Source organism: Aliiroseovarius sp. ABM4_368 (assembly GCF_056161205.1).
In genome coordinates this window covers 1-20004 of the sequence record NZ_JBSWYR010000011.1, presented here as the reverse complement: position 1 = coordinate 20004, position 20004 = coordinate 1, and the positions used below count along the sequence as shown (strand labels likewise).

General features: G+C 54.4%; 32 protein-coding genes. 29 read left to right on the top strand and 3 right to left on the bottom strand.

Features of this window, described 5'->3' with window-relative positions:
• The 8 genes from ACXAH3_RS16270 to ACXAH3_RS16235 all read left to right on the top strand — a co-directional run.
• Positions 1–691, top strand: a 691-nt coding sequence (locus ACXAH3_RS16270) for an EF-Tu C-terminal domain-related protein (protein WP_474863303.1), incomplete at its 5' end; no start/stop codon positions are given.
• Between the two features lie 1191 nt (positions 692–1882).
• Positions 1883–2191: a 30S ribosomal protein S10 gene (gene rpsJ / locus ACXAH3_RS16265; protein ID WP_108857566.1), complete on the top strand. Its 309-nt coding sequence runs from the start codon at positions 1883–1885 to the stop codon at positions 2189–2191.
• 14 nt (positions 2192–2205) lie between these two features.
• Positions 2206–2931 (top strand): 50S ribosomal protein L3, encoded by a 726-nt coding sequence (rplC, locus tag ACXAH3_RS16260; RefSeq protein WP_163040948.1) that lies wholly within the window; start codon positions 2206–2208, stop codon positions 2929–2931.
• Complete coding sequence (rplD, locus tag ACXAH3_RS16255) at positions 2928–3545, top strand: 50S ribosomal protein L4 (RefSeq protein ID WP_275394183.1); 618 nt, start codon at positions 2928–2930, stop codon at positions 3543–3545. Before rplC ends, rplD begins: the two co-directional genes overlap by 4 nt.
• Complete coding sequence (locus tag ACXAH3_RS16250; RefSeq protein WP_108857563.1) at positions 3542–3838, top strand: 50S ribosomal protein L23; 297 nt, start codon at positions 3542–3544, stop codon at positions 3836–3838. Before rplD ends, ACXAH3_RS16250 begins: the two co-directional genes overlap by 4 nt.
• 221 nt (positions 3839–4059) lie before the next feature.
• Positions 4060–5028 (top strand): glycosyltransferase family 2 protein, encoded by a 969-nt coding sequence (locus ACXAH3_RS16245; RefSeq protein WP_474863299.1) that lies wholly within the window; start codon positions 4060–4062, stop codon positions 5026–5028.
• Positions 5029–5099: 71 nt separating this feature from the next.
• The gene (locus ACXAH3_RS16240; RefSeq protein WP_474863297.1) at positions 5100–6059 is read left to right on the top strand and encodes a glycosyltransferase family 2 protein; all 960 of its coding nucleotides are present in this window, start codon (positions 5100–5102) and stop codon (positions 6057–6059) included.
• A 94-nt stretch (positions 6060–6153) separates the two neighbouring features.
• Positions 6154–6870, top strand: coding sequence for a L,D-transpeptidase (locus ACXAH3_RS16235; protein ID WP_474863296.1), 717 nt, complete (start codon positions 6154–6156; stop codon positions 6868–6870).
• Between the two features lie 65 nt (positions 6871–6935).
• Here the strand turns inward: ACXAH3_RS16235 and ACXAH3_RS16230 are convergent, their stop codons facing one another.
• Complete coding sequence (locus tag ACXAH3_RS16230) at positions 6936–7220, bottom strand: hypothetical protein (protein WP_474863294.1); 285 nt, start codon at positions 7218–7220, stop codon at positions 6936–6938.
• Between the two features lie 236 nt (positions 7221–7456).
• Between ACXAH3_RS16230 and ACXAH3_RS16225 the strand changes: the two genes are divergently transcribed.
• The 7 genes from ACXAH3_RS16225 (at position 7457) to ACXAH3_RS16195 (ending at position 11886) form a co-directional block, all read left to right on the top strand.
• On the top strand, positions 7457–8464 hold the full coding sequence (locus ACXAH3_RS16225; protein WP_474863292.1) for a formylglycine-generating enzyme family protein: 1008 nt from the start codon (positions 7457–7459) through the stop codon (positions 8462–8464).
• 180 nt (positions 8465–8644) lie between these two features.
• Positions 8645–9487: a 50S ribosomal protein L2 gene (gene rplB / locus ACXAH3_RS16220; RefSeq protein ID WP_133484954.1), complete on the top strand. Its 843-nt coding sequence runs from the start codon at positions 8645–8647 to the stop codon at positions 9485–9487.
• 3 nt (positions 9488–9490) lie between these two features.
• A complete protein-coding gene (gene rpsS, locus ACXAH3_RS16215; protein WP_108857556.1) occupies positions 9491–9769 on the top strand; it encodes a 30S ribosomal protein S19 in 279 nt (92 codons plus the stop codon).
• Between the two features lie 3 nt (positions 9770–9772).
• A complete protein-coding gene (gene rplV / locus ACXAH3_RS16210; protein ID WP_133484953.1) occupies positions 9773–10153 on the top strand; it encodes a 50S ribosomal protein L22 in 381 nt (126 codons plus the stop codon).
• On the top strand, positions 10153–10860 hold the full coding sequence (gene rpsC, locus ACXAH3_RS16205) for a 30S ribosomal protein S3 (RefSeq protein ID WP_142854817.1): 708 nt from the start codon (positions 10153–10155) through the stop codon (positions 10858–10860). The genes rplV and rpsC overlap by 1 nt, the downstream gene beginning before the upstream one ends.
• A 13-nt stretch (positions 10861–10873) precedes the next feature.
• Entirely contained in the window at positions 10874–11287 is a 414-nt protein-coding gene (gene rplP, locus ACXAH3_RS16200) for a 50S ribosomal protein L16 (RefSeq protein WP_133484951.1), read from the top strand.
• A gap of 167 nt (positions 11288–11454) precedes the next feature.
• Entirely contained in the window at positions 11455–11886 is a 432-nt protein-coding gene (locus ACXAH3_RS16195) for a hypothetical protein (protein WP_474863288.1), read from the top strand.
• Positions 11887–12311: 425 nt separating this feature from the next.
• Here the strand turns inward: ACXAH3_RS16195 and ACXAH3_RS16190 are convergent, their stop codons facing one another.
• Complete coding sequence (locus ACXAH3_RS16190) at positions 12312–12905, bottom strand: hemerythrin domain-containing protein (RefSeq protein WP_474863287.1); 594 nt, start codon at positions 12903–12905, stop codon at positions 12312–12314.
• Positions 12898–13521, bottom strand: a complete 624-nt coding sequence (locus ACXAH3_RS16185) for a TIGR02466 family protein (protein WP_474863286.1) — start codon at positions 13519–13521, stop codon at positions 12898–12900. The genes ACXAH3_RS16190 and ACXAH3_RS16185 overlap by 8 nt, the downstream gene beginning before the upstream one ends.
• A gap of 110 nt (positions 13522–13631) precedes the next feature.
• On the opposite strand from ACXAH3_RS16185, the gene ACXAH3_RS16180 reads away from it, so the two are divergent.
• From ACXAH3_RS16180 to ACXAH3_RS16115, 14 genes are all read left to right on the top strand, one after another.
• On the top strand, positions 13632–13961 hold the full coding sequence (locus ACXAH3_RS16180) for a hypothetical protein (protein WP_474863284.1): 330 nt from the start codon (positions 13632–13634) through the stop codon (positions 13959–13961).
• 174 nt (positions 13962–14135) lie between these two features.
• On the top strand, positions 14136–14336 hold the full coding sequence (gene rpmC, locus ACXAH3_RS16175) for a 50S ribosomal protein L29 (protein ID WP_108857547.1): 201 nt from the start codon (positions 14136–14138) through the stop codon (positions 14334–14336).
• 14 nt (positions 14337–14350) lie between these two features.
• Complete coding sequence (rpsQ, locus tag ACXAH3_RS16170; protein WP_474863283.1) at positions 14351–14581, top strand: 30S ribosomal protein S17; 231 nt, start codon at positions 14351–14353, stop codon at positions 14579–14581.
• Between the two features lie 88 nt (positions 14582–14669).
• Positions 14670–15038 (top strand): 50S ribosomal protein L14, encoded by a 369-nt coding sequence (rplN, locus tag ACXAH3_RS16165; protein WP_007118848.1) that lies wholly within the window; start codon positions 14670–14672, stop codon positions 15036–15038.
• Position 15039: 1 nt separating this feature from the next.
• Positions 15040–15345 carry a 50S ribosomal protein L24 gene (gene rplX, locus ACXAH3_RS16160; RefSeq protein WP_474863281.1) on the top strand — a complete coding sequence of 102 codons (306 nt, stop codon included), beginning with the start codon at positions 15040–15042 and terminating at the stop codon, positions 15343–15345.
• Positions 15345–15908, top strand: coding sequence for a 50S ribosomal protein L5 (rplE, locus tag ACXAH3_RS16155; protein WP_474863279.1), 564 nt, complete (start codon positions 15345–15347; stop codon positions 15906–15908). Before rplX ends, rplE begins: the two co-directional genes overlap by 1 nt.
• 19 nt (positions 15909–15927) lie before the next feature.
• Positions 15928–16233, top strand: coding sequence for a 30S ribosomal protein S14 (rpsN, locus tag ACXAH3_RS16150; protein ID WP_108857543.1), 306 nt, complete (start codon positions 15928–15930; stop codon positions 16231–16233).
• A 12-nt stretch (positions 16234–16245) separates the two neighbouring features.
• Positions 16246–16638 carry a 30S ribosomal protein S8 gene (rpsH, locus tag ACXAH3_RS16145; RefSeq protein ID WP_474863277.1) on the top strand — a complete coding sequence of 131 codons (393 nt, stop codon included), beginning with the start codon at positions 16246–16248 and terminating at the stop codon, positions 16636–16638.
• 10 nt (positions 16639–16648) lie between these two features.
• Positions 16649–17182: a 50S ribosomal protein L6 gene (rplF, locus tag ACXAH3_RS16140; RefSeq protein WP_474863276.1), complete on the top strand. Its 534-nt coding sequence runs from the start codon at positions 16649–16651 to the stop codon at positions 17180–17182.
• Between the two features lie 12 nt (positions 17183–17194).
• Positions 17195–17554: a 50S ribosomal protein L18 gene (gene rplR, locus ACXAH3_RS16135; RefSeq protein WP_474863274.1), complete on the top strand. Its 360-nt coding sequence runs from the start codon at positions 17195–17197 to the stop codon at positions 17552–17554.
• A 116-nt stretch (positions 17555–17670) separates the two neighbouring features.
• Positions 17671–18234, top strand: a complete 564-nt coding sequence (rpsE, locus tag ACXAH3_RS16130; protein ID WP_142854833.1) for a 30S ribosomal protein S5 — start codon at positions 17671–17673, stop codon at positions 18232–18234.
• Positions 18235–18247: 13 nt separating this feature from the next.
• Positions 18248–18436 (top strand): 50S ribosomal protein L30, encoded by a 189-nt coding sequence (gene rpmD / locus ACXAH3_RS16125; protein ID WP_133484938.1) that lies wholly within the window; start codon positions 18248–18250, stop codon positions 18434–18436.
• Between the two features lie 103 nt (positions 18437–18539).
• Complete coding sequence (locus ACXAH3_RS16120; protein ID WP_474863272.1) at positions 18540–19091, top strand: hypothetical protein; 552 nt, start codon at positions 18540–18542, stop codon at positions 19089–19091.
• Between the two features lie 317 nt (positions 19092–19408).
• Positions 19409–19555: a hypothetical protein gene (locus tag ACXAH3_RS16115; RefSeq protein WP_474863270.1), complete on the top strand. Its 147-nt coding sequence runs from the start codon at positions 19409–19411 to the stop codon at positions 19553–19555.
• The last annotated feature ends 449 nt before the right edge of the window (positions 19556–20004 follow it).

Here is a 20004-nt window from a genome sequence, read left to right as displayed (position 1 = left end):
CATGCCGATCATCGCGGGTTCCGCGCTGGCCGCTATGGAAGGCAACAACCCGGAAATCGGCGAGAACAAAATCCGCGAGCTGATGGCAGCTGTGGACGAGTACATCCCGACACCGGATCGTCCGGTTGACGGCGACTTCCTGCTGCCGATCGAAGACGTGTTCTCGATCTCGGGCCGTGGTACTGTTGTAACCGGCCGTGTTGAGCGTGGCGTTGTGAATGTTGGTGACGAGATCGAAATCGTTGGCATCAAAGCGACCCAAAAAACCACCTGTACCGGTGTTGAAATGTTCCGCAAGCTGCTGGATCGCGGTGAAGCAGGCGACAACGTTGGTGTTCTGCTGCGCGGTATCGACCGTGAAGCTGTTGAGCGTGGCCAGGTTCTGTGTAAGCCGGGTTCGGTTAACCCGCACACCAAGTTCGAAGCCGAGGTCTATATCCTGACCAAGGAAGAAGGCGGCCGTCACACGCCGTTCTTCGCGAACTACCGTCCGCAGTTCTACTTCCGTACAACTGACGTGACTGGCACGGTTGAGCTGCCTTCGGGCACCGAGATGGTGATGCCGGGCGACAACCTGAAGTTCAACGTTGAACTGATCGCCCCGATCGCGATGGAAGAGAAGCTGCGCTTCGCCATCCGCGAAGGCGGCCGCACCGTTGGTTCGGGCGTTGTGTCGAAGATCATCGAGTAATTGCGATAGCAATTCTTGAACGGAAAGGGCGTCCTTCGGGGCGCTCTTTTTGGTTCAAGCCGCGAGATGATCTGAGACGCACCTCAAACATGTGTCGAAGATTATTGAATAAGAACGCATCGCGTTCTGACAGTGACAGGTGAATTTGCACGGCCAGTTCGCCGAGAGCCGGAGATACGTAAGAATTAAGAGGGGCTGCCTGATGGCGGCCCCTTTTTTGCGTAAGCCTAAACACGTTGTGTGGGGGGGGGGGTGGTGGGGGGGGGTTTTTTTTGGGGAGGAACAAGGAGGGGGGGGGGGGGGGTGGGGGGTTTGCTGCCCCAACCCCAACCCCCCCACCCGCTCGCAAATCACAAAATGGCTTCGCACCACGCGGGGCCCTTTTGCTTTGGGCAAGGGATTGCGTACTCAGCGTTCAGAGAGAAAAATTACTCTATTCAGCGATTTAGGAAGTAAGAATGAGCGACATGAGTTAGATCGAAAGATGTTGGAGCCTTATTGTTGAATGTATTCTCAGCCCACTTGTGGATTTGTATAGTCTCAGTTGGTGCGGTCAGTCTGTACATGCGTGCTGTGCGTAAAAGCCAATTTCCTCCCTTCGTTGTGCTTTTCGTGGTTCTGTTCACGGGGCTCTTGGTCATTACCCTTCCTCTTGAGTACCAACGGCGCGCCGGAGTTCGTGCATTTGAACCTGACATTGTAGTTCAGCATACGGTGTGGAGATCGATTCTACATGCTCCACGAGAATTTCAGTTCTATCTTCATGCGGCAGCAATGAAAGACTGTGTCCCATATGCTTGGAGCTATCAAACCATGTCCTTCTACCCACTTAGTAAAGGCGTTGATCACAATGTTGTCCCAATGAGCCGGCTTGAGCCGTGTGGACTTGGTGGGTATGGATCGGAGTAAGCGCTTTCGGGAAAATGCCCAGCGGGTCAAGATGTATCAGTGTAGTCGTTGCCCGAAAGGGGCTCCGCCCGTTCGCGCCCGCAAATGTCCACTGGACATTTGCTTTTTCGACGCTCACCCCTTGCCACACCCCCAAAACCACTCTATTACGCGCGAGTTCGCTGGGGAAAGCGGCTGTGGCGGGATTCGGTCCCGCTTTTCGTTTTCCTTGGGGTTCGACGAGGGCCTTCGGAATGAGCCGGGGGTCGTCCTATCAACTCTCTGCCTGAAAGGGCGAATGCTATGACCAGTCAAAACATTCGTATCCGTCTGAAGGCGTTTGACTATCGCGTGCTGGATGCTTCCACACAAGAGATCGTCAACACTGCCAAACGGACCGGTGCAAACGTTCGCGGCCCCATCCCGCTGCCGAACAAGATCGAGAAGTTCACGGTTCTCCGTGGTCCTCACATCGACAAGAAATCCCGCGACCAGTTCGAGATCCGCACGCACAAGCGTCTGCTCGACATCGTTGACCCGACCCCACAGACCGTAGACGCGCTGATGAAGCTCGACCTGGCTGCTGGCGTTGACGTTCAGATCTCGGTCTAAGGAGGGTATCCAAGATGCGCTCTGGTATTATCGCGAAAAAAGTGGGCATGACCCGCTTGTTCATGGAAGACGGCAAGCAGATCCCTGTGACCGTTCTTCAACTGGAAAACCTGCAGGTTGTTGCCAACCGCACCGACGAGACCGACGGTTACACCGCCGTTCAGCTGGGTGCTGGTGAAGCAAAAGCCAAACGCACCTCGAAGCCGATGCGCGGTTATTTCGCCAAAGCTGGCGTTGCCCCCAAGCGCAAACTGGTCGAGTTCCGCGTTCCTGCTGAAAACCTGATCGCCGTTGGCGAAGAGATCTCGGCCGAGCACTATGTTGAAGGTCAGAAGGTCGACGTTGCTGGTACGTCTATTGGTAAAGGCTTTGCCGGTGCCATGAAACGTCACAACTTCGGCGGTCTGCGCGCGACACACGGTGTTTCGATCAGCCACCGTTCGCACGGTTCGACTGGTCAGTGTCAGGATCCCGGTAAGGTGTTCAAAGGCAAGAAAATGGCCGGCCACATGGGTTCGGTTCGTGTGACCACTCAAAACCTGGAAGTCGTGAAGACCGATGCCGATCGTGGCCTGGTGTTCATTAAGGGCGCTGTCCCCGGCTCGAAAGGTGGCTGGGTCACCGTTAAGGACGCCGTGAAAAAGAAGCTGCCCGAGAACGTTCCGTTCCCGGCTGCTCTGAAATCGGCTGCAACCGAAGCACCGGCTGAAGAAGCCCCTGCGGAAGGTGGTGAAGCATGAAACTTGATGTAATCAAACTTGACGGCAAAAAAGCCGGTTCGGTTGATCTGGACGAGGCCCTGTTCGGCCTTGAGCCGCGCGCAGACATTCTGCACCGTGTGGTCCGCTGGCAGCGTAACAACGCGCAGGCCGGTACCCACAAGGTAAAGACGCGTTCGGAAACTTCCTATTCGACCAAGAAGATCTATCGCCAAAAAGGCACCGGTGGCGCACGTCACGGTGACCGTAACGCGCCGATCTTCCGCAAAGGTGGTATCTACAAAGGTCCGACCCCGCGTTCGCACGGCCACGACCTGACCAAGAAATTCCGCAAGCTGGGTCTGAAGCACGCCCTGTCCGCCAAAGCGCAAGCTGGTGAGCTGGTTGTGATCGAGGACGCTGCCTCGGAAGGTAAAACCGCCGCCCTGGCCAAACAGGTCAAAGACCTGGGCTGGAAACGTGCTCTGGTTATCGACGGTGCCGAGGTAAACGAGAACTTTGCACGCGCTGCAAAGAACATCGAAGGCCTGGACATCCTGCCGACCATGGGCGCCAACGTCTATGACATCCTGAAGCGTGACACCCTGGTGCTCACCAAAGCAGGTGTCGAAGCTCTGGAGGCTCGCCTGAAATGACCGATAAAGCTGCACTCTATGACGTGATCCGCAAGCCGATCATCACCGAAAAAGCCACCATGGCTTCGGAGAACGGCGCCGTGGTTTTCGAAGTCGCCATCGATTCGAACAAACCGCAGATCAAAGAAGCTGTTGAAACCCTGTTTGGCGTGAAGGTGAAAGCCGTCAACACGACCATCACCAAGGGTAAAGTCAAGCGCTTCCGCGGTCAGCTGGGCAAGCGTAAAGACGTCAAAAAAGCCTATGTGACCCTGGAAGAGGGCAACACAATCGACGTGTCCACCGGGCTCTGATCGACGGCTTGAAATGATTTTGGAAGCCCCTGCCGCAAGGTGGGGGCTTTTTCTATTAATAGTGGTCTCTGTTGAGTTGCGTTTCTCTTGGCAACGGTTTCTATAGGGGCCAAGCTTGGCAGCGGCCATGAACTCACCCTGGCGGTATTTATTGTTCGGGGAACTTAACTGCTGCTGGCTGAAACGGAATGAAGAAACGTCTGGTTAGGCAAAGGTGCCGAATGTGGAATATTGATTTTCGAAACCATTCCCAGACTGTTGGGGACTTCGACAGCTTTTCTGTCTGCGTGATGGCCCGAGAGGAAGGCGCTGTTCTTCAGCGTTTCGTTGATCACTATACCCGCGCGGGCGCATCTCGGATCTTTCTTTACTTCGATGGCACCCAGGACGAAGCGCAAGCCGCGTGCCAAGAGTTTGCGAATAATGACCTTGTGACCCTCCAAGTTTGCGACAAAGAGTTCTGGGGCAAGATGTTTCCAGACCAAGAGAAAGTGCTTCTTGTCCCAAAATTGATCTGCGTATTCAGGCGTTCAATTGAGCTGAATGAGTCTGATTGGATTCTGTTCTGTGACGCAGATGAGTTTGTTACTTGTGATGTATTTATTGGGTCGGTTCTAGCAAAGGTTCCGGCAGATGTTCCTGGAGTCAGGATTCGCAATACTGAAGCCGTCTGGGGGCCGTCAGACAACATTCATGAACCCTTCGGCTGTGGATACGAGCGTCTTAACTTCAAACGAATGCTAAACCTAAAGAAAATCACTTTAGTGCGTCTTATTTATGGGTCAGATCTTGCCGGGGTCTTAAAGCGCGGCATGGCTGGGCACAATAAAGGGAAGCAACTACTGCGAAAAGGTGTGGTTCCTGAGGAAATGCGTAGTCACTCTTCCGTTGTGAGTGGCGTTAAAATCTCCTTCATCGACCTGATAGTCGAAAAGACCTTTGGTTTGCATTTGATCCATTTTGATGCAATTAGCTTCGAGCGCTGGCAGGAGAAATGGCTTGCCCGTGTTAAGGGCAGGACGATAGCAGACAAGATGAGCTCTCCGCGTCTACGGCAAATGAACGAAATTGAGCGTTCTTTCGAGAACGGCACAAGTCAGAAACTATTCCGCCGCTACTATGGCTTGAATCACCGACAGAAATTCATGCTGACGCTAATGAAGTCCCTGAGCAAACTGCCAAATTCGTAATCGAAGTTGATGCCACTTGGCATTCATAGCACGAATAGGTTAGCTCTCTTTGGTGGTAATTGGAGAAACATATGCGGCAGAAAGACTTCCAGGAACCGATGGCTCAGCGAAATAAAGTCGATAGTTTTGCCGTCTGCAGCCTTGTGCGGGAACCGCTGCCCATCATTCAGTATTTTGTTGAACATTATCGACAGACAGGGGCCGAGAAGATGTTCCTGTTTTATGATGGTTCCGAAGGGGAAGCCGAAGAGGTTTGTAACGCATTCCATGATGACGACTTCGTGTCGATCACAGTGTGTGATACTTCCTACTGGCAGACCATGTATCCAGATGAAGAAGTTCTAAGCCTTAGGCACAAACTAACGGGTGCATTCAAACATGGTATGCAGCTGAACACTTTGGATTGGATCCTGTTCTGCGACTGTGACGAATTTGTGGTCGGCGAAGCCCCGTTGGGTCAAGCGCTTGCGCAATTACCTGCGAAATGGAAAGGGACAAGGCTGAACAACACTGAAGCGGTATGGGGCGTCGACGATGATATTGACGTTGCTTATGGATGTAGCTTCGAGCGCCATCCTTTTCCCTCAAGTTTCGCTGGGAAATTCATCTATCCATTCCTTGTCTACGGCAAGAATTGGCGTTTTCTGCAACGCGGAACAGCAGGTCACGTTGTTGGAAAGCACCTACTGAGAAAAGGAATTGTTCCAGATTCAATGACAAGCCATGTGTCTTTCTTCAATGGGAAGAAGGTAAGGCGTATCCCCAAGGAAGTTCGGAATGAATTGAACCTTCGCATCATTCATTATGATGCAATCAGCCATCTGCGTTGGCGGGATAAGTGGCGTTCAAGGCTCGGAGGTCACACCAATTCGCAGCACTTGGGGAAAGCACGTGTGTTGCAGCGCGAGAAGGTAAGAGGTGCGTTAGAGAATGGAACTGATGCGAAGCTCTTCCGCCAGTATTACGGCCTGAACCGCTGGCAACAGTTCGTTCTTCAACGTCTTGGCCTGCTAACTCGGATCGACAAATAAGGTTTTGCACACGCAGTTTTGACTCGTATTACCCGACACCTTAAATAATGTGGGTCTGTTCGATGAATGATTCATCCCCATACGAGGATTGCCAATGTTAACCCGCCGCCATTTTGTCATCACGTCGGCCACGCTGTTTTCCGGCCCGATTGCGTCTCCGCTTTTGGCACAGGAAAATACGACGCCCGTGGTGGCCCCAGAACCCGCCGCGCCTGCTTCGGCTGCACCGGTCAAGGTCAAGCGCCGCCCGGTATCGAACCAGGCGATGTGGAACAGCTATGATGCGCGTGTCATGCCTGCCAATTTCGATCCTATGACCACAAATCCTTGGGGTTTGAAGCCGCGCTTGCTGCCGCGGATCGTGCAAGCCAATGATGGGCTGAAGCCCGGAGATATTCACGTGGATGCGGTGGCGCGATATCTCTATCACGTCCGCGCGGACGGAACCGCCATGCGCTATGGCGTCGCGATTGGCCGCAGCGGGTTGTACGAGCCCGGCGTCTATACCGTCGGCCGCAAGACCAAATGGCCGACTTGGACGCCGACCAAAGACATGATCGCGCGCGAGCCGCATAAGTACAAGAAATACGAGGACGGTATGGACGGCGGCCCGTCGAACCCGCTGGGAGCCCGCGCGCTTTATCTGTTTGAAGGCCGCCGTGACACCTATCTGCGGATCCACGGCTCGCCGCAGCCGCGTTCGATTGGATCGCGCGCCAGCTCGGGCTGCGTGCGTATGGTGATGGCGCATATCATCGGTTTGTATGAACAGGTTGAAACCGGCGTGACCGCGCATCTGTACCCGGCGTAAACCGGGCCTTATAAACGAAATCGGGCGGCCCCATCTGGCCGCCCGTTTCTGTTTTCAGCTTTCGATCACGCCTCGCGTTTGATGCAAATCGCGCGTCCCTTCTTGTTACGCAGCGGGATATAGGTCGTCTCGACCGGGCCTTTGTGGCGATACATCAAGCAGCCATCGCGGGCATCCACCCGAATGTCGCTGGTGTCCTGCCCGGGCGCGACAGTGTCGGCGACCTCAGGCGGCAAGGTTGCCCGGCTTTGCAGGTTCGGATCCGAGACATTCACCGCCGTCCCATCCGGCGTCACACAGGCCGACAGCCCAAACGCGGCGACGCCTGCCAAAAGTACTAAGTTCTTCATCACACACTTCCCAAAGTTTTGTTGGCGAGAGGATGGGGGATTTTGGCGCAGAATGGAAGGGAGTGAAGAAGCCTCTGGATCGCATATGTATGGTTTGTTGCAGGAAAGACCGAGGCCGTTCTTGAAAAACATTTTCCCTTCTGCAACTTAGGCGATAGGTATTCGCTTGGTGATATTGATCCCGGATTTACTGAGGATTTAAGAAGTATGAGCATTTCCCGTATCGGAATTTTGAAATGAAGCGCCTTGTTCAGTTCGCCGGTATATTAGTCATTCTTATTATACTGCTGCCCGTACAGGTGGCCGCGGAAGACCTCTCTGCCCAATCGCCGGCAATGTCACAACTTGGCGACCTTGCCCCTCTCCAACAGTTCCGCGAATGCGACCAATGCCCGGAAATGATTGTGATGCCGCTGGGTTCGCTCATGATGGGGGCTATCCCCGGAGAATCTCGCAATCCGTTTGATACCTATGGCCCTGTTGATACAAAGGATTTTGTGCCGCGTGTCCGAGGTCCAGAAGAAATCAATATCATTCCAAATGAACATCCCCGGCACATGGTCGAAATGAACATTGCCTATGCTATGGGGCGCAACGAAGTCACCTACGCCGAGTGGATGAAATGTGTCGAGGCTGGAGGATGTGACCATACTCCTGATCATCGTGTTCTGACGCCTTCAGGATATGTGAAGCTGGGGCCGGACCATCCGGTTATTAATGTTTCGTATCTCGATGCGCTGGAGTATGCGACGTGGTTGAATGATCTGGTTGGCGAAGATGTTTATCGCCTTCCGACCGAGGCGGAATGGGAATACGCAGCACGTGCAGGAACAACGACGAGGTTCGCTCAGGGCGATGATTTAACAGCCGATCAAGCTAACTTTTCGCGCAGTGCTACAGAGCATTTGCGTGGCCGTGGGGTGAAACTCTCTGATCTCAAGAACAGAAAGATGCCTGTAGTCGTCAATGATTTGGATGCCGAGAATGCATGGGGCCTGCGGCATATGTCTGGTAACATTTCCGAAATCACCATGTCGTGTTGGTCAGACGAGCACTTAGGATATCTGAGTGACAGCGCTTACTTGGCGCATGCGCAAATGAAAGGCCCTTGTCGACGCGTCGCTAAAGGCGGTGCATTCACGACGGCAATGGATGGCCTTAGACCTGCTAGGCGCACGCGCCCCTCAGAAAGTCGTAGGCGCGACTCTCGAGGATTTCGTTTGGTGCGCAATTTGATCTTATGACGGATCATAAGAAATAGCGGGCTTTCCCTTGCCACGCACCCCCAACCCTGATAGATCGCGCAAGTCTTATGGCCTCGGATTCGTTCCGGGGCCTGTGATATTTTGAACTTGGGGACCTTCGGGGCCCTATAACATCCGGGCAAACTATTTGCCCGCACATGCAAACGGAAGACAGTAAACATGGCACTTAAGTCGTACAAACCGACGACGCCGGGCCAGCGTGGGCTGGTTCTGATCGACCGTTCGGAGCTGTGGAAAGGACGTCCTGTCAAATCCTTGACCGAGGGTTTGACCAAGTCGGGCGGCCGGAACAACACCGGACGGATCACGTCGCGCCGCCGAGGTGGTGGTGCGAAGCGTCTCTATCGTATCGTTGACTTCAAACGTAACAAATTTGACGTCGCAGCCACGGTTGAACGGATCGAATATGACCCCAACCGCACCGCTTTCATCGCACTGATCAAGTACGAAGATGGCGAACAGGCTTATATCCTTGCACCGCAGCGTCTGGCTGTTGGTGACACGATCGTCGCTTCGGCCAAAGCCGACGTGAAGCCGGGCAACGCTATGCCGTTCTCGGGCATGCCGATCGGTACCATCATTCACAACATCGAACTGAAACCGGGCAAGGGCGGCCAGATCGCTCGTGCAGCTGGTACTTACGCTCAGTTCGTTGGTCGTGACGGTGGCTACGCTCAGATCCGCCTGTCGTCGGGCGAACTGCGCATGGTCCGCCAGGAATGCATGGCCACCGTTGGTGCCGTGTCGAACCCCGACAACTCGAACCAGAACTTCGGTAAAGCCGGTCGTATGCGCCACAAAGGCATCCGCCCGTCGGTCCGTGGTGTTGTTATGAACCCGGTCGATCACCCGCACGGTGGTGGTGAGGGTCGTACCTCTGGTGGTCGTCACCCGGTAACCCCGTGGGGTAAGCCGACCAAAGGTGCACGTACCCGCAACAAGAACAAGGCGTCGTCGAAGCTGATCATCCGCTCGCGTCACGCCAAGAAGAAGGGCCGCTAAGATATGGCACGTTCTGTATGGAAAGGCCCTTTTGTTGACGCTTACGTCCTCAAAAAGGCTGAAAAGACCCGCGAGTCGGGCAAAAACGAGGTCATCAAGATCTGGTCGCGTCGTTCGACCATCTTGCCCCAGTTCGTGGGTTTGACCTTTGGCGTCTATAACGGCCAAAAGCACGTTCCCGTGCTTGTGACCGAAGACATGATCGGCCAGAAGTTCGGTGAATATTCGCCGACCCGTACCTATTACGGTCACGCCGCCGACAAAAAAGCGAAGAGGAAATAAGCCATGGGTAAGGATAAAAATCCCCGCCGCGTGGCCGAGAACGAAGCAATGGCGAAAACCCGCATGCTCCGTACGTCCCCGCAGAAACTGAACCTGGTCGCGCAAATGATCCGTGGCAAGAAAGTTGATCGTGCTCTGACCGATCTGACTTTCTCGAACAAGCGGATCGCTCAGGACGTGAAGAAATGCCTTCAGTCCGCGATTGCGAACGCCGAGAACAACCACAACCTGGACGTCGATGAACTGATCGTCGCCGAGGCCTATGTGGGCAAAAACCTGACCATGAAACGCGGTCGTCCTCGCGCCCGTGGTCGTTTCGGCAAAATCATGAAGCCGTTCTCGGAGCTCACCATCAAGGTGCGTCAAATTGAGGAGCAAGCCTAATGGGTCATAAGGTAAATCCGATCGGCATGCGTCTTCAGGTCAACCGCACCTGGGATAGCCGCTGGTACGCAGACACGAAAGATTACGGTGATCTTCTTCTGGAAGACCTGAAAATTCGTGACTTCATCAAGACCGAATGCAAACAGGCTGGTATCAGCCGTGTGATCATCGAACGTCCGCACAAAAAGTGCCGCGTTACGATCCACACAGCTCGTCCCGGTGTGATCATTGGCAAGAAAGGTGCGGACATTGAAGGTCTGCGCAAGAAAATCGCCAACATCACCGACTCGGAACTGCACCTGAACATCGTCGAAGTTCGTAAGCCCGAACTGGACGCTGCCCTGGTTGCAGAATCGATCGCTCAGCAGTTGGAACGTCGTGTGTCCTTCCGTCGTGCTATGAAGCGCGGCGTGCAGAACGCAATGCGTATGGGCGCCCTGGGCATCCGTATCAACGTTGCTGGCCGTCTTGGTGGCGCTGAAATCGCACGTACCGAATGGTACCGCGAAGGTCGTGTGCCTCTGCACACCCTGCGTGCCGACATCGACTATGCACATGCAGAAGCTATGACGCCCTACGGCATCATCGGTATCAAAACCTGGATCTTCAAAGGCGAAATCATGGAGCACGATCCTGCTGCTCGTGATCGTCGTCAAGCTGAGCTCCAGGAAGGTCCCGCGCCCCGTGGCGCCGGCGGCCGTCGCTAAGGAGATATGAGATATGCTTCAGCCTAAGCGTACAAAATTCCGCAAGATGCACAAAGGCCGGATCAAAGGTCTGGCCAAAGGCGGTTCGGATCTGAACTTCGGTTCGTATGGTCTGAAAGCTCTCGAGCCTGAGCGTGTGACTGCACGTCAGATCGAAGCTGCCCGTCGTGCCATGACGCGTCACATGAAGCGTCAGGGTCGTGTATGGATCCGCATCTTCCCGGACACCCCGGTAACCGCCAAACCCATCGAAGTTCGTATGGGTAAAGGTAAAGGTTCCGTGGACCGTTGGACCTGCAAAGTGAAGCCGGGCCGCGTAATGTTCGAGATCGACGGCGTCAACGACGACGTTGCTCGTGAAGCTCTGCGCCTTGCTGCCATGAAACTGCCGATCAAATCGCGCGTTGTTGTGCGGGAAGACTGGTAATTTTCGCTAACGCGAAAATTCTAGTGAAATGATAAAAACCCCCGTCGAGAAATCGGCGGGGGTTTTGTTATGTGTATATTCATTTGGTTGAATTGCTATTCAAAGTTGAAAATTGCTGAATCAGACGATATTACGAGCTGCGCGCGTTTTATGAAGATGGATTTAGAATGAAGCACAAGTATTTTAAGGCCGTTCTTTTCGGCTCGCTCTTAACAATTGCTAGCTGCAATTCGACCGAACAAGCTAACAACATCCTTGCGCAGAAATACCAAGGTTCGCAGGTGGACGCGTTTTTCCTGCAGTACGGCCCACCGATTCGTTCGTTCAGGACCAAAGCTGGGGATACGATCTACATCTGGGCTGAAGAGCCGAAGAATTATTTTATCCCGCCGACCGCCAACACCACACTCAACAACTATGGTACAACGTCATACGCAACTACTAATTTCTATGGTGGTGGATCGTATAATGTTCAGTGCCAATTGAAAGTGATTGCCGATCGTCGCGGTGTTATCAAGCAGATCGTAGCTCACAAAGATACAGTTGGTGACTGGGATCTAAGTCGCTGTCACGAGGTGTTTGGAAAGACCAAGAAGTAATTCTTAGGTACGTCCGATGGGCGAGCGTATATCATGTTCACCCATTCGATCCCGCGCTTCACATAAAGTGAACAACATCCAGTCAAAGTTGCTCAACACGCTCTTCTAGCAGGAATAGCTCATGTTTAAGAAACTTCGGTCGCTATTTGCCCCAAGACTGGTCGAACCTGAGGCAATTTTTGAGAGTGCGTTCCTACTCGAGTTTCTTCAGGAAGTGCAATCTGAGCATCAGGTTTGGTTTAGCCATGAAGAACTCCTTTCAATAAAGTCATTTGATGTCCTTATGGAGGTCGTCCGACGTAAATACCGTGAGAAACATGGTGAGGTACTCAATCCACACTACGCTTGGGGGAACCTTAGGAGGCTAGCATCGAAGCACGTAAACAAGAAAGCTCATGGCTGAAACGAACAAACTTGGCTTTCAATTACACCCCAACTCCCAAAACCCCAATCGCCTCTTCCAGCTGGGTCTCTTCATACCCAAAGTGCGACTGCACCACGGTTTCCAGCTGCCGAAACACCGCGCGGGCCTCGTTGAACTTCTCGGCGTCGACCTCGAACATCAGAGCCATTGCGGCGCGTTCAAGGCGGACCAGCAGTTCGTGCACGACCTTATGTTCCTCGACCAACCGCGCCACCACGGCGCGTAGGGCGTCGTTGCCCTTTTCAGCCAGCTCCGGAAACAGCGCGTATTCCTCGATGTCATGATGCCCATTCAGCACTTTGCATTCCCGCCCGCAGAGCGCGCCGAATTGCCGGACGTTCTGCGCGAACTCCGCAGATTTTAGGGCGACCGTCAGGTCTTTTCCCGATGCCTCGCCCGCTTCGATCTGGTCCAGCACGATGCCGATCCGGCCCACATCGTTCAGATGCATCCGGTGGATCGCCGCCAGCCTTCGGCCCGCGTGTCGATCCGCGTCTGTTGCCTCGGGCATGGCGGGCATGGTCGGGCGGGTGCCGAACTCGACCGATAGGCCGGAAAGGGGGGTGTCGCTTAGGTCGCCCAAGCGATTACTCACCCCATTTGTAGTTGAAACTGATCGACAGGCGTTCTTCCTCGCCGGTGTTCTGCATCACTTCGTGGCGCACAAAGCTCTCCCACAAAAGCACGTCGCCCTCGGCCGGACGTTTGGTGATGAAGCTTTGCAGCTCATCACGGGCGTCTTTACGGCGGGGAGGGGCGGCCATCATCTGTGCCTGGCGCGGGTCTTCGTAGCGCAGCGCGCCAGCACCTTCGGGCAGCGCCAGATAGGTGGTGCCGGAAATGACCGAATGCGGGTGGATATGTGCCGAGTGATAGCCACCGGGTGGAAGGATGTTGATCCAGATGTCTTCCAGAACCAACTCACGCTCATCCAGATTGAACTCCAGATCCTCGGCAAAGGCGGCGACGTGCTTGTCCAAGTTGTCGACCAGATCCTTGAAGATCGGGAAGCGCCAGGGCAGGTCGGTCAGGGACGCGTACGAGGTGTAGCCGGGATAGCCCTCGGCCTCGCACCATTCCTGCCCCGCCTCGTCATCCTCGGCGATGGAATAGCAGCTGTCATAAAGCTCGTCCTGGCTGACCTTCGGGTCAAACTCGGACAGTTGAGCATGGTAAAGGCGGGTCACGAAGAGGGAAGAGATATTGGCCATGGGGCAGGGATAGCGGATTCGAGAGGGGAGGGCGAGGGGATGGTGGCGTTGTGGAGAAATTGAACTCGACCTAGTGTAAGTTTGTTAGTCAGATAGGTGAGGTTTATCCCGTGCCAAAGAAACTCTCAGCGGAACAAGTGGAACGTTACAGAACCGGCTATGGGTCGCCATTCTTGGCTCCAGATGAAGTGCTTTCACTCCTACCTTGGCTAAACGCCAACGATTTGTTTGTGCAATCCATGGAAGCTTTCGAAATTGCCAAACGAGGCGTGGAGGAGTGTTTAAGGTTGGATCTATCCATCCTAGGACTTGACGGTGAAGAAGACTGGGAAGCGCATGAGGATATAAAACGAGCTAATCAGCTGGCAGAAGCTAAATTGAAAAGCGCTTTGGTGTGCGAAAACCCGATCGAATTGCAGATCTGGCTAGCTCACGAATAGAGCGCCGAATTATCTAAACTTTCCCTTGCCCCCAAGGCCCAACCACCCTATAGACGCACATCTCACGGATTCCCGACAACGGGATTCGTGTGTTTTGCATATAACCCACCAGACATAGGGTGACCTGCCAACAAGACGGGTAGAGCTCTCTGGTGCAAGGAAAGGAAAAGGCGAATGAACGCCAAGGAACTGCGTGATCAGTCTCCTGACCAGCTGCGTGAAAAGCTGGCAGAGCTGAAAAAGGAAAGCTTCAACCTGCGTTTTCAGCAGGCCACCGGCGCCCTCGAAAACACTTCTCAGATGCGTAAAGTACGCCGCGACGCCGCGCGCGTAAAAACCATCCTGAGCGAACAAGCCAAAGCTGCGGCTGAGTAAGAGGAGCCTGAAGAATGCCCAAACGTATCCTGAATGGTGTTGTTACCAGCGCCGCAAACGAGCAAACCGTGACTGTTTCGGTTGAACGCCGCTTCAAGCACCCGCTGCTTCATAAAACCGTTCGTAAGTCGAAGAAATATCGCGCTCACGACGAAAAGAATGCCTTCAAGGCAGGCGATAAGGTTCGCATCATCGAATGTGCACCGAAGTCGAAAACCAAGCGTTGGGAAGTTCTGGAAGGCTAAGTTTAACTTACCTTCCCGGACGACTTAACAAGTCGAAACCCTGGGGGTTCCGCCATGCATCGGCGCCCCAAAGGTCGGGAGAAACCACATGATCCAGATGCAAACCAATCTGGATGTAGCTGACAACAGCGGCGCTCGCCGTGTTCAGTGCATCAAGGTTCTGGGTGGTTCCAAGCGTAAATACGCATCCGTTGGCGACATCATTGTTGTCTCGGTTAAGGAAGCCATCCCGCGCGGTCGCGTAAAGAAAGGTGACGTCCGTAAGGCCGTCGTCGTTCGCACCGCCAAAGAGGTCCGTCGTGACGACGGCACCGCAATCCGTTTTGACCGCAACGCTGCTGTCATCCTGAACAACAACAACGAGCCCGTGGGCACCCGTATCTTCGGACCGGTTGTTCGCGAACTGCGCGCGAAGAACTTCATGAAGATCATCTCGCTGGCTCCGGAGGTGCTGTAAGATGGCTGCTAAGTTGAGAAAAGGCGACAAGGTTGTCGTTCTGGCCGGCAAAGACAAAGGTAAACAGGGCGAGATTTCGTCGGTTGACCCGAAAGCTGGCAAAGCCATCGTTGATGGTGTGAACATCGCAATCCGCCACACCCGTCAGAGCCAAGCCAGCCAAGGTGGCCGCATCCCGCAAGCGATGCCGATCCAGCTGTCGAACCTGGCCCTTTTGGACAAGAACGGCAAAGCAACGCGCGTTGGCTTCCGCGAGGAAGACGGCAAGAAAGTGCGTTACGCCAAAACCACCGGGGAGACTGTCTGATGCTGGATACCGCAAACTACACCCCCCGTCTGAAGACCGTTTATCAGGACAGCATTCGTGCCGCCCTGAAAGAGGAATTCGGTTACAAGAACGACATGCAGATCCCGCGTCTGGACAAGATCGTTCTGAACATTGGTTGTGGCGCTGAGGCCGTTAAGGACTCGAAAAAAGCCAAGTCGGCAATCGAAGATCTGACCAAGATCGCTGGCCAACAGGCCGTTGGTACGAAAGCGCGCAAGTCGCACGCTCCGTTCCGTCTGCGTGAAGGTATGATCATCGGCGCAAAGGTGACCCTGCGCGGCGAACGGATGTATGAATTCCTGGACCGCCTGATCACCATCGCGATGCCCCGTATCCGCGACTTCCGCGGCGTATCGGGTACCTCGTTCGACGGTCGCGGCAACTATGCCACCGGCCTGAAAGAGCACATCGTGTTCCCGGAAATCGACTTTGATAAAGTTGATGAAACCTGGGGCATGGACATCGTGATTGCCACCACCGCTGAAACCGACGCGGAAGCAAAGAGCCTGTTGAAGCACTTCAACATGCCCTTCAACAGCTGATCCGCGGGAAGGAAAAGACATGGCTAAAAAAGCAATGATCGAACGCGAGAAGAAGCGCGAAAAGCTGGTGGCAAAATATGCTGCTAAGCGCGCCGCTTTGAAAGAGATCGCGAATGATGAGAGCAAGACTATGGAAGAGCGTTTCACCGCCCGCCTGAAGCTTGCAAAACTGCCGCGCAACTCGTCGGCCACCCGCTTGCACAACCGCTGCCAGCTGACCGGTCGTCCTCACGCTTACTACCGTAAGCTGAAAGTTTCGCGTATCGCGCTGCGGGAACTTGGCTCTGCTGGCCAGATCCCCGGCATGGTGAAATCGAGCTGGTAAGGGAGAGAAGATATGAACGATCCTATCGGCGATATGCTCACCCGTATCCGCAACGCTCACATGCGCGGCAAGTCCACCGTTTCGACCCCCGCGTCGAAACTGCGCGGCTGGGTTCTGGATGTTTTGGCTGACGAAGGCTACATCCGCGGCTACGAAAAAGGCACTGACGAGCGTGGCCACGCCACCTTGGAAATCAGCCTGAAATACTTTGACGGCACGCCCGTTATCCGCGAACTGAAGCGGGTTTCGAAGCCGGGTCGTCGCGTCTATATGGGTTCGAAAGACATCCCGCAGGTCCGTCAGGGTCTGGGTGTGTCGATCGTTTCGACCCCGAAAGGCGTCATGTCCGATGCAAACGCTCGCAACCAGAATGTTGGTGGCGAAGTGCTTTGCACCGTCTTCTAAGGAGGTCTCTATGTCTCGTATTGGTAAACGACCGGTCGAGCTGCCCTCTGGCGTAACCGCCAGCCTGTCGGGTCAGACCATTGAAGTGAAAGGCCCGAAAGGCGCCCGCACCTTCACCGCCACGGATGATGTGACCATCTCCGTAGAAGACAATGCTGTGTCGGTTGAACCGCGCGGCAAGTCCAAACGTGCACGTCAGCAGTGGGGCATGAGCCGCACGATGGTTGCCAATATGGTGACCGGCGTAACCGAAGGCTTCAAGAAAGAGCTGGAAATCAACGGTGTTGGTTATCGTGCTCAGATGCAGGGCAACACCCTGAAGCTGAACCTTGGTTATTCGCATGACGTCGATTTCACGGCTCCGGAAGGTGTAACTGTCACCGCTCCGAAGCCGACCGAAATCATCGTCGAGGGCATCGATCAACAACTCGTCGGTCAGACCGCGGCCAACATCCGCGAATGGCGTAAGCCCGAGCCTTACAAAGGCAAAGGCATCAAATACAAAGACGAGTATATCTTCCGCAAGGAAGGTAAGAAGAAGTAAAGGACCAGACAGATGGCAAACAGCAAACGGACCCTGTTCCTCAAGCGCCGCCTGCGCGTCCGGAACAAACTTCGCAAGCACAACGTCGGCAAGCTGCGCCTTTCGGTGCACCGCTCGTCGAAAAACATCAGCGTTCAGATCATCGACGACGTTCAAGGGACCACCCTTGCATCGGCTTCGTCGCTTGAAAAAGCGCTGGGTGTTGTTGGCAAGAACAACGTGGAGGCCGCTACCAAAGTGGGCGCCGCGATTGCCGAACGTGCGAAAAAAGCTGGCGTCGAAGAATGCTACTTCGATCGCGGTGGCTTCCTGTTCCACGGCAAAGTGAAGGCCCTGGCCGACGCTGCCCGTGAAGGTGGCCTGAAGTTCTAAGAACTTTGAGAGGGGCAGTGGTGATCCGCTGCCCCTCCGATGATCCGGGGGCACATGAGTGCCCACTGGGATTGAGTTAAACGGCGTAAGACGCCGCCTTATGAAAGGATGTTCTGATGGCAGAACGTGAAAACCGCCGGAACCGCCGCGACCGCGACGAGGCTCCGGAATTTGCAGATCGCCTGGTTGCGATCAACCGCGTGTCGAAAACCACCAAGGGTGGTAAGAACTTCGGCTTCGCAGCTCTGGTTGTTGTTGGTGACCAGAAAGGCCGCGTCGGCTTTGGTAAAGGTAAAGCGAAAGAAGTGCCCGAGGCCATTCGCAAAGCCACCGAGCAAGCCAAGCGCCAGATGATCCGCGTACCTCTGAAAGAGGGCCGCACCCTGCACCACGACGCCGAAGGTCGTCACGGCGCTGGTAAAGTAATCATGCGCACCGCTCCTGAAGGTACCGGGATCATCGCCGGTGGTCCGATGCGTGCCGTATTCGAGATGCTGGGCATCAAGGACGTTGTGTCGAAGTCGATCGGCTCGCAGAATCCCTATAACATGATCCGCGCCACCATCGACGGTCTGAAAAAAGAAGCCAGCCCCCGCCAGGTCGCACAGCGTCGTGGCAAAAAGGTTGCTGACATTCTGGGTGCAAAGTCGGACGCTCCGGCTGAAGCCGCAGACGCGTAAGGAGATCTGACCAATGGCTAAAACCATCGTTGTAAAACAGGTCGGCTCGCCGATCCGTCGCCCCCAAGACCAGCGCGCTACGCTGATCGGCCTGGGCCTGAACAAGATGCACAAAACCCGCGAGCTGGAAGACACCCCGGCCGTGCGCGGCATGATCGCCAAGATCCCGCATATGGTTGAGATCATCGAGGAGAAGGGCTGAGCTTCGGCCGCTTTTCTGAAAAAATGCAGCGCCCTGGTCTGGAAAGACTGGGGCGTTCTTTTTATGGTAGATTGAGTTAATTCAATGCTATCAGGAGGTTGTGTTGCCCATTCCGCGCAAGGCAGGCTTACAAAAACAGTTCGAATCTTTTTCCACACCATTGAAAGAGTACTTAGAGCATTTCCCCAAACTCTTAGACGAATTCCCTCTAGACGTAGCTCTGTCGTATATGTTCTCGCGAATAGAATTAGCGCAGAACATGACAATATACTGCGGTGTAGTGAAGCTTCACAAAGTAAACCCAGTAGTCGCACGTGGTGCGGTTCAGTCTCTTCATATGACAAGAGAAGGATTTAGAACGCACTACAAAAACATCACAAATGTACAGATTGAGCGAGACACTCAGGCAGTTGCGGCCGCTGCAGAGCGAGTTCGTGATCAAATTCTCCATGGTAAAAATGTAAAGGATGAGAAGAAGCGGGAGGCTCTCATGAAGGCACTCGACTATTCAAATCTTCTTAATGAGCAGGTCTGCAGTGATATTGGCGTTCGACCATTTGGCTCGCTTTCTGGCTTCAAGGGAAGAGCAAAGCCTTTGGATAAATCGACTAGCCGTTGGGTTCTAAAGGGAATCGGAATTATTGGGGGTAAGTAGTCTAAGGCGCAGACCGGCAGCGGCCTGAATACTTCGCTTAATAGCCCGACACCGCCGGGCAGCGCCCGACACCGCCAGGCAGCGACCGACCCTCCCCACGGGAGGGCGCCTTTGCAACGTATCCTTACAAGCAGCCGTTTCGGCTCCCCGATGTTCCTCGCGACAGATCCCAAACCTACGCCCACACAGGGTCGGGCGCTGCCCTCACTACCCATGCACCCCCTGCAACCCGGACCTTCCGATTCAGCGGTGGTTGTTTGGCCCAACCCCTCCTATCAGAGCGGCAAATAGACATTACCTTGTTAAGGACCGCTGACATGAACGCTTTGTTCGCTCCCGTGACCCCGCTGGCTTCGGCCATTGCTGACATCTTCGTCGCCATGCAAACCAAAACCCGTCGTTTTCTGAACTCGGAATGCATGCCGACTTGGACAGAATTCATGAAAGACTGCAACAAGAACTAAGCAGTCTTCTCATACTCCCAGAGTGAACCCCCGGTGGCATCTGCCCCGGGGGTTTTTCTTTGTCGGGCGGGCCGGCCTATCCTGAGGTGAGTCTCGGTGAATCGGTGATTCAGGTCCGCGACTCGCCGATTCACCGAGTGAGTCTCCCGATTCAGGCAAATCGCGCCCTGAGTCTCGCCAAAATCTGGGGTAAACCGCCTTCGACGGACGATCCTGAGCAGAGATTCCCGTGCATACCTGCGAGGAAGGAGCTTCTTCTTCAGGAGTCTGAAAGAAAATCGAAGCTTAAAACCCCTTATTTATAAGGTCTTTCAGAGAAATATCGCCGAATATGTCATTTTTCTAAAAAAAGCGCTTGCGGGTATCGTTCGGTGGGACTAGAACCCACTTCACCGGCGGCGCTGAGGCGCACAACGGGACGCCAGACGGCGCGGACGACAGGGTCGCAA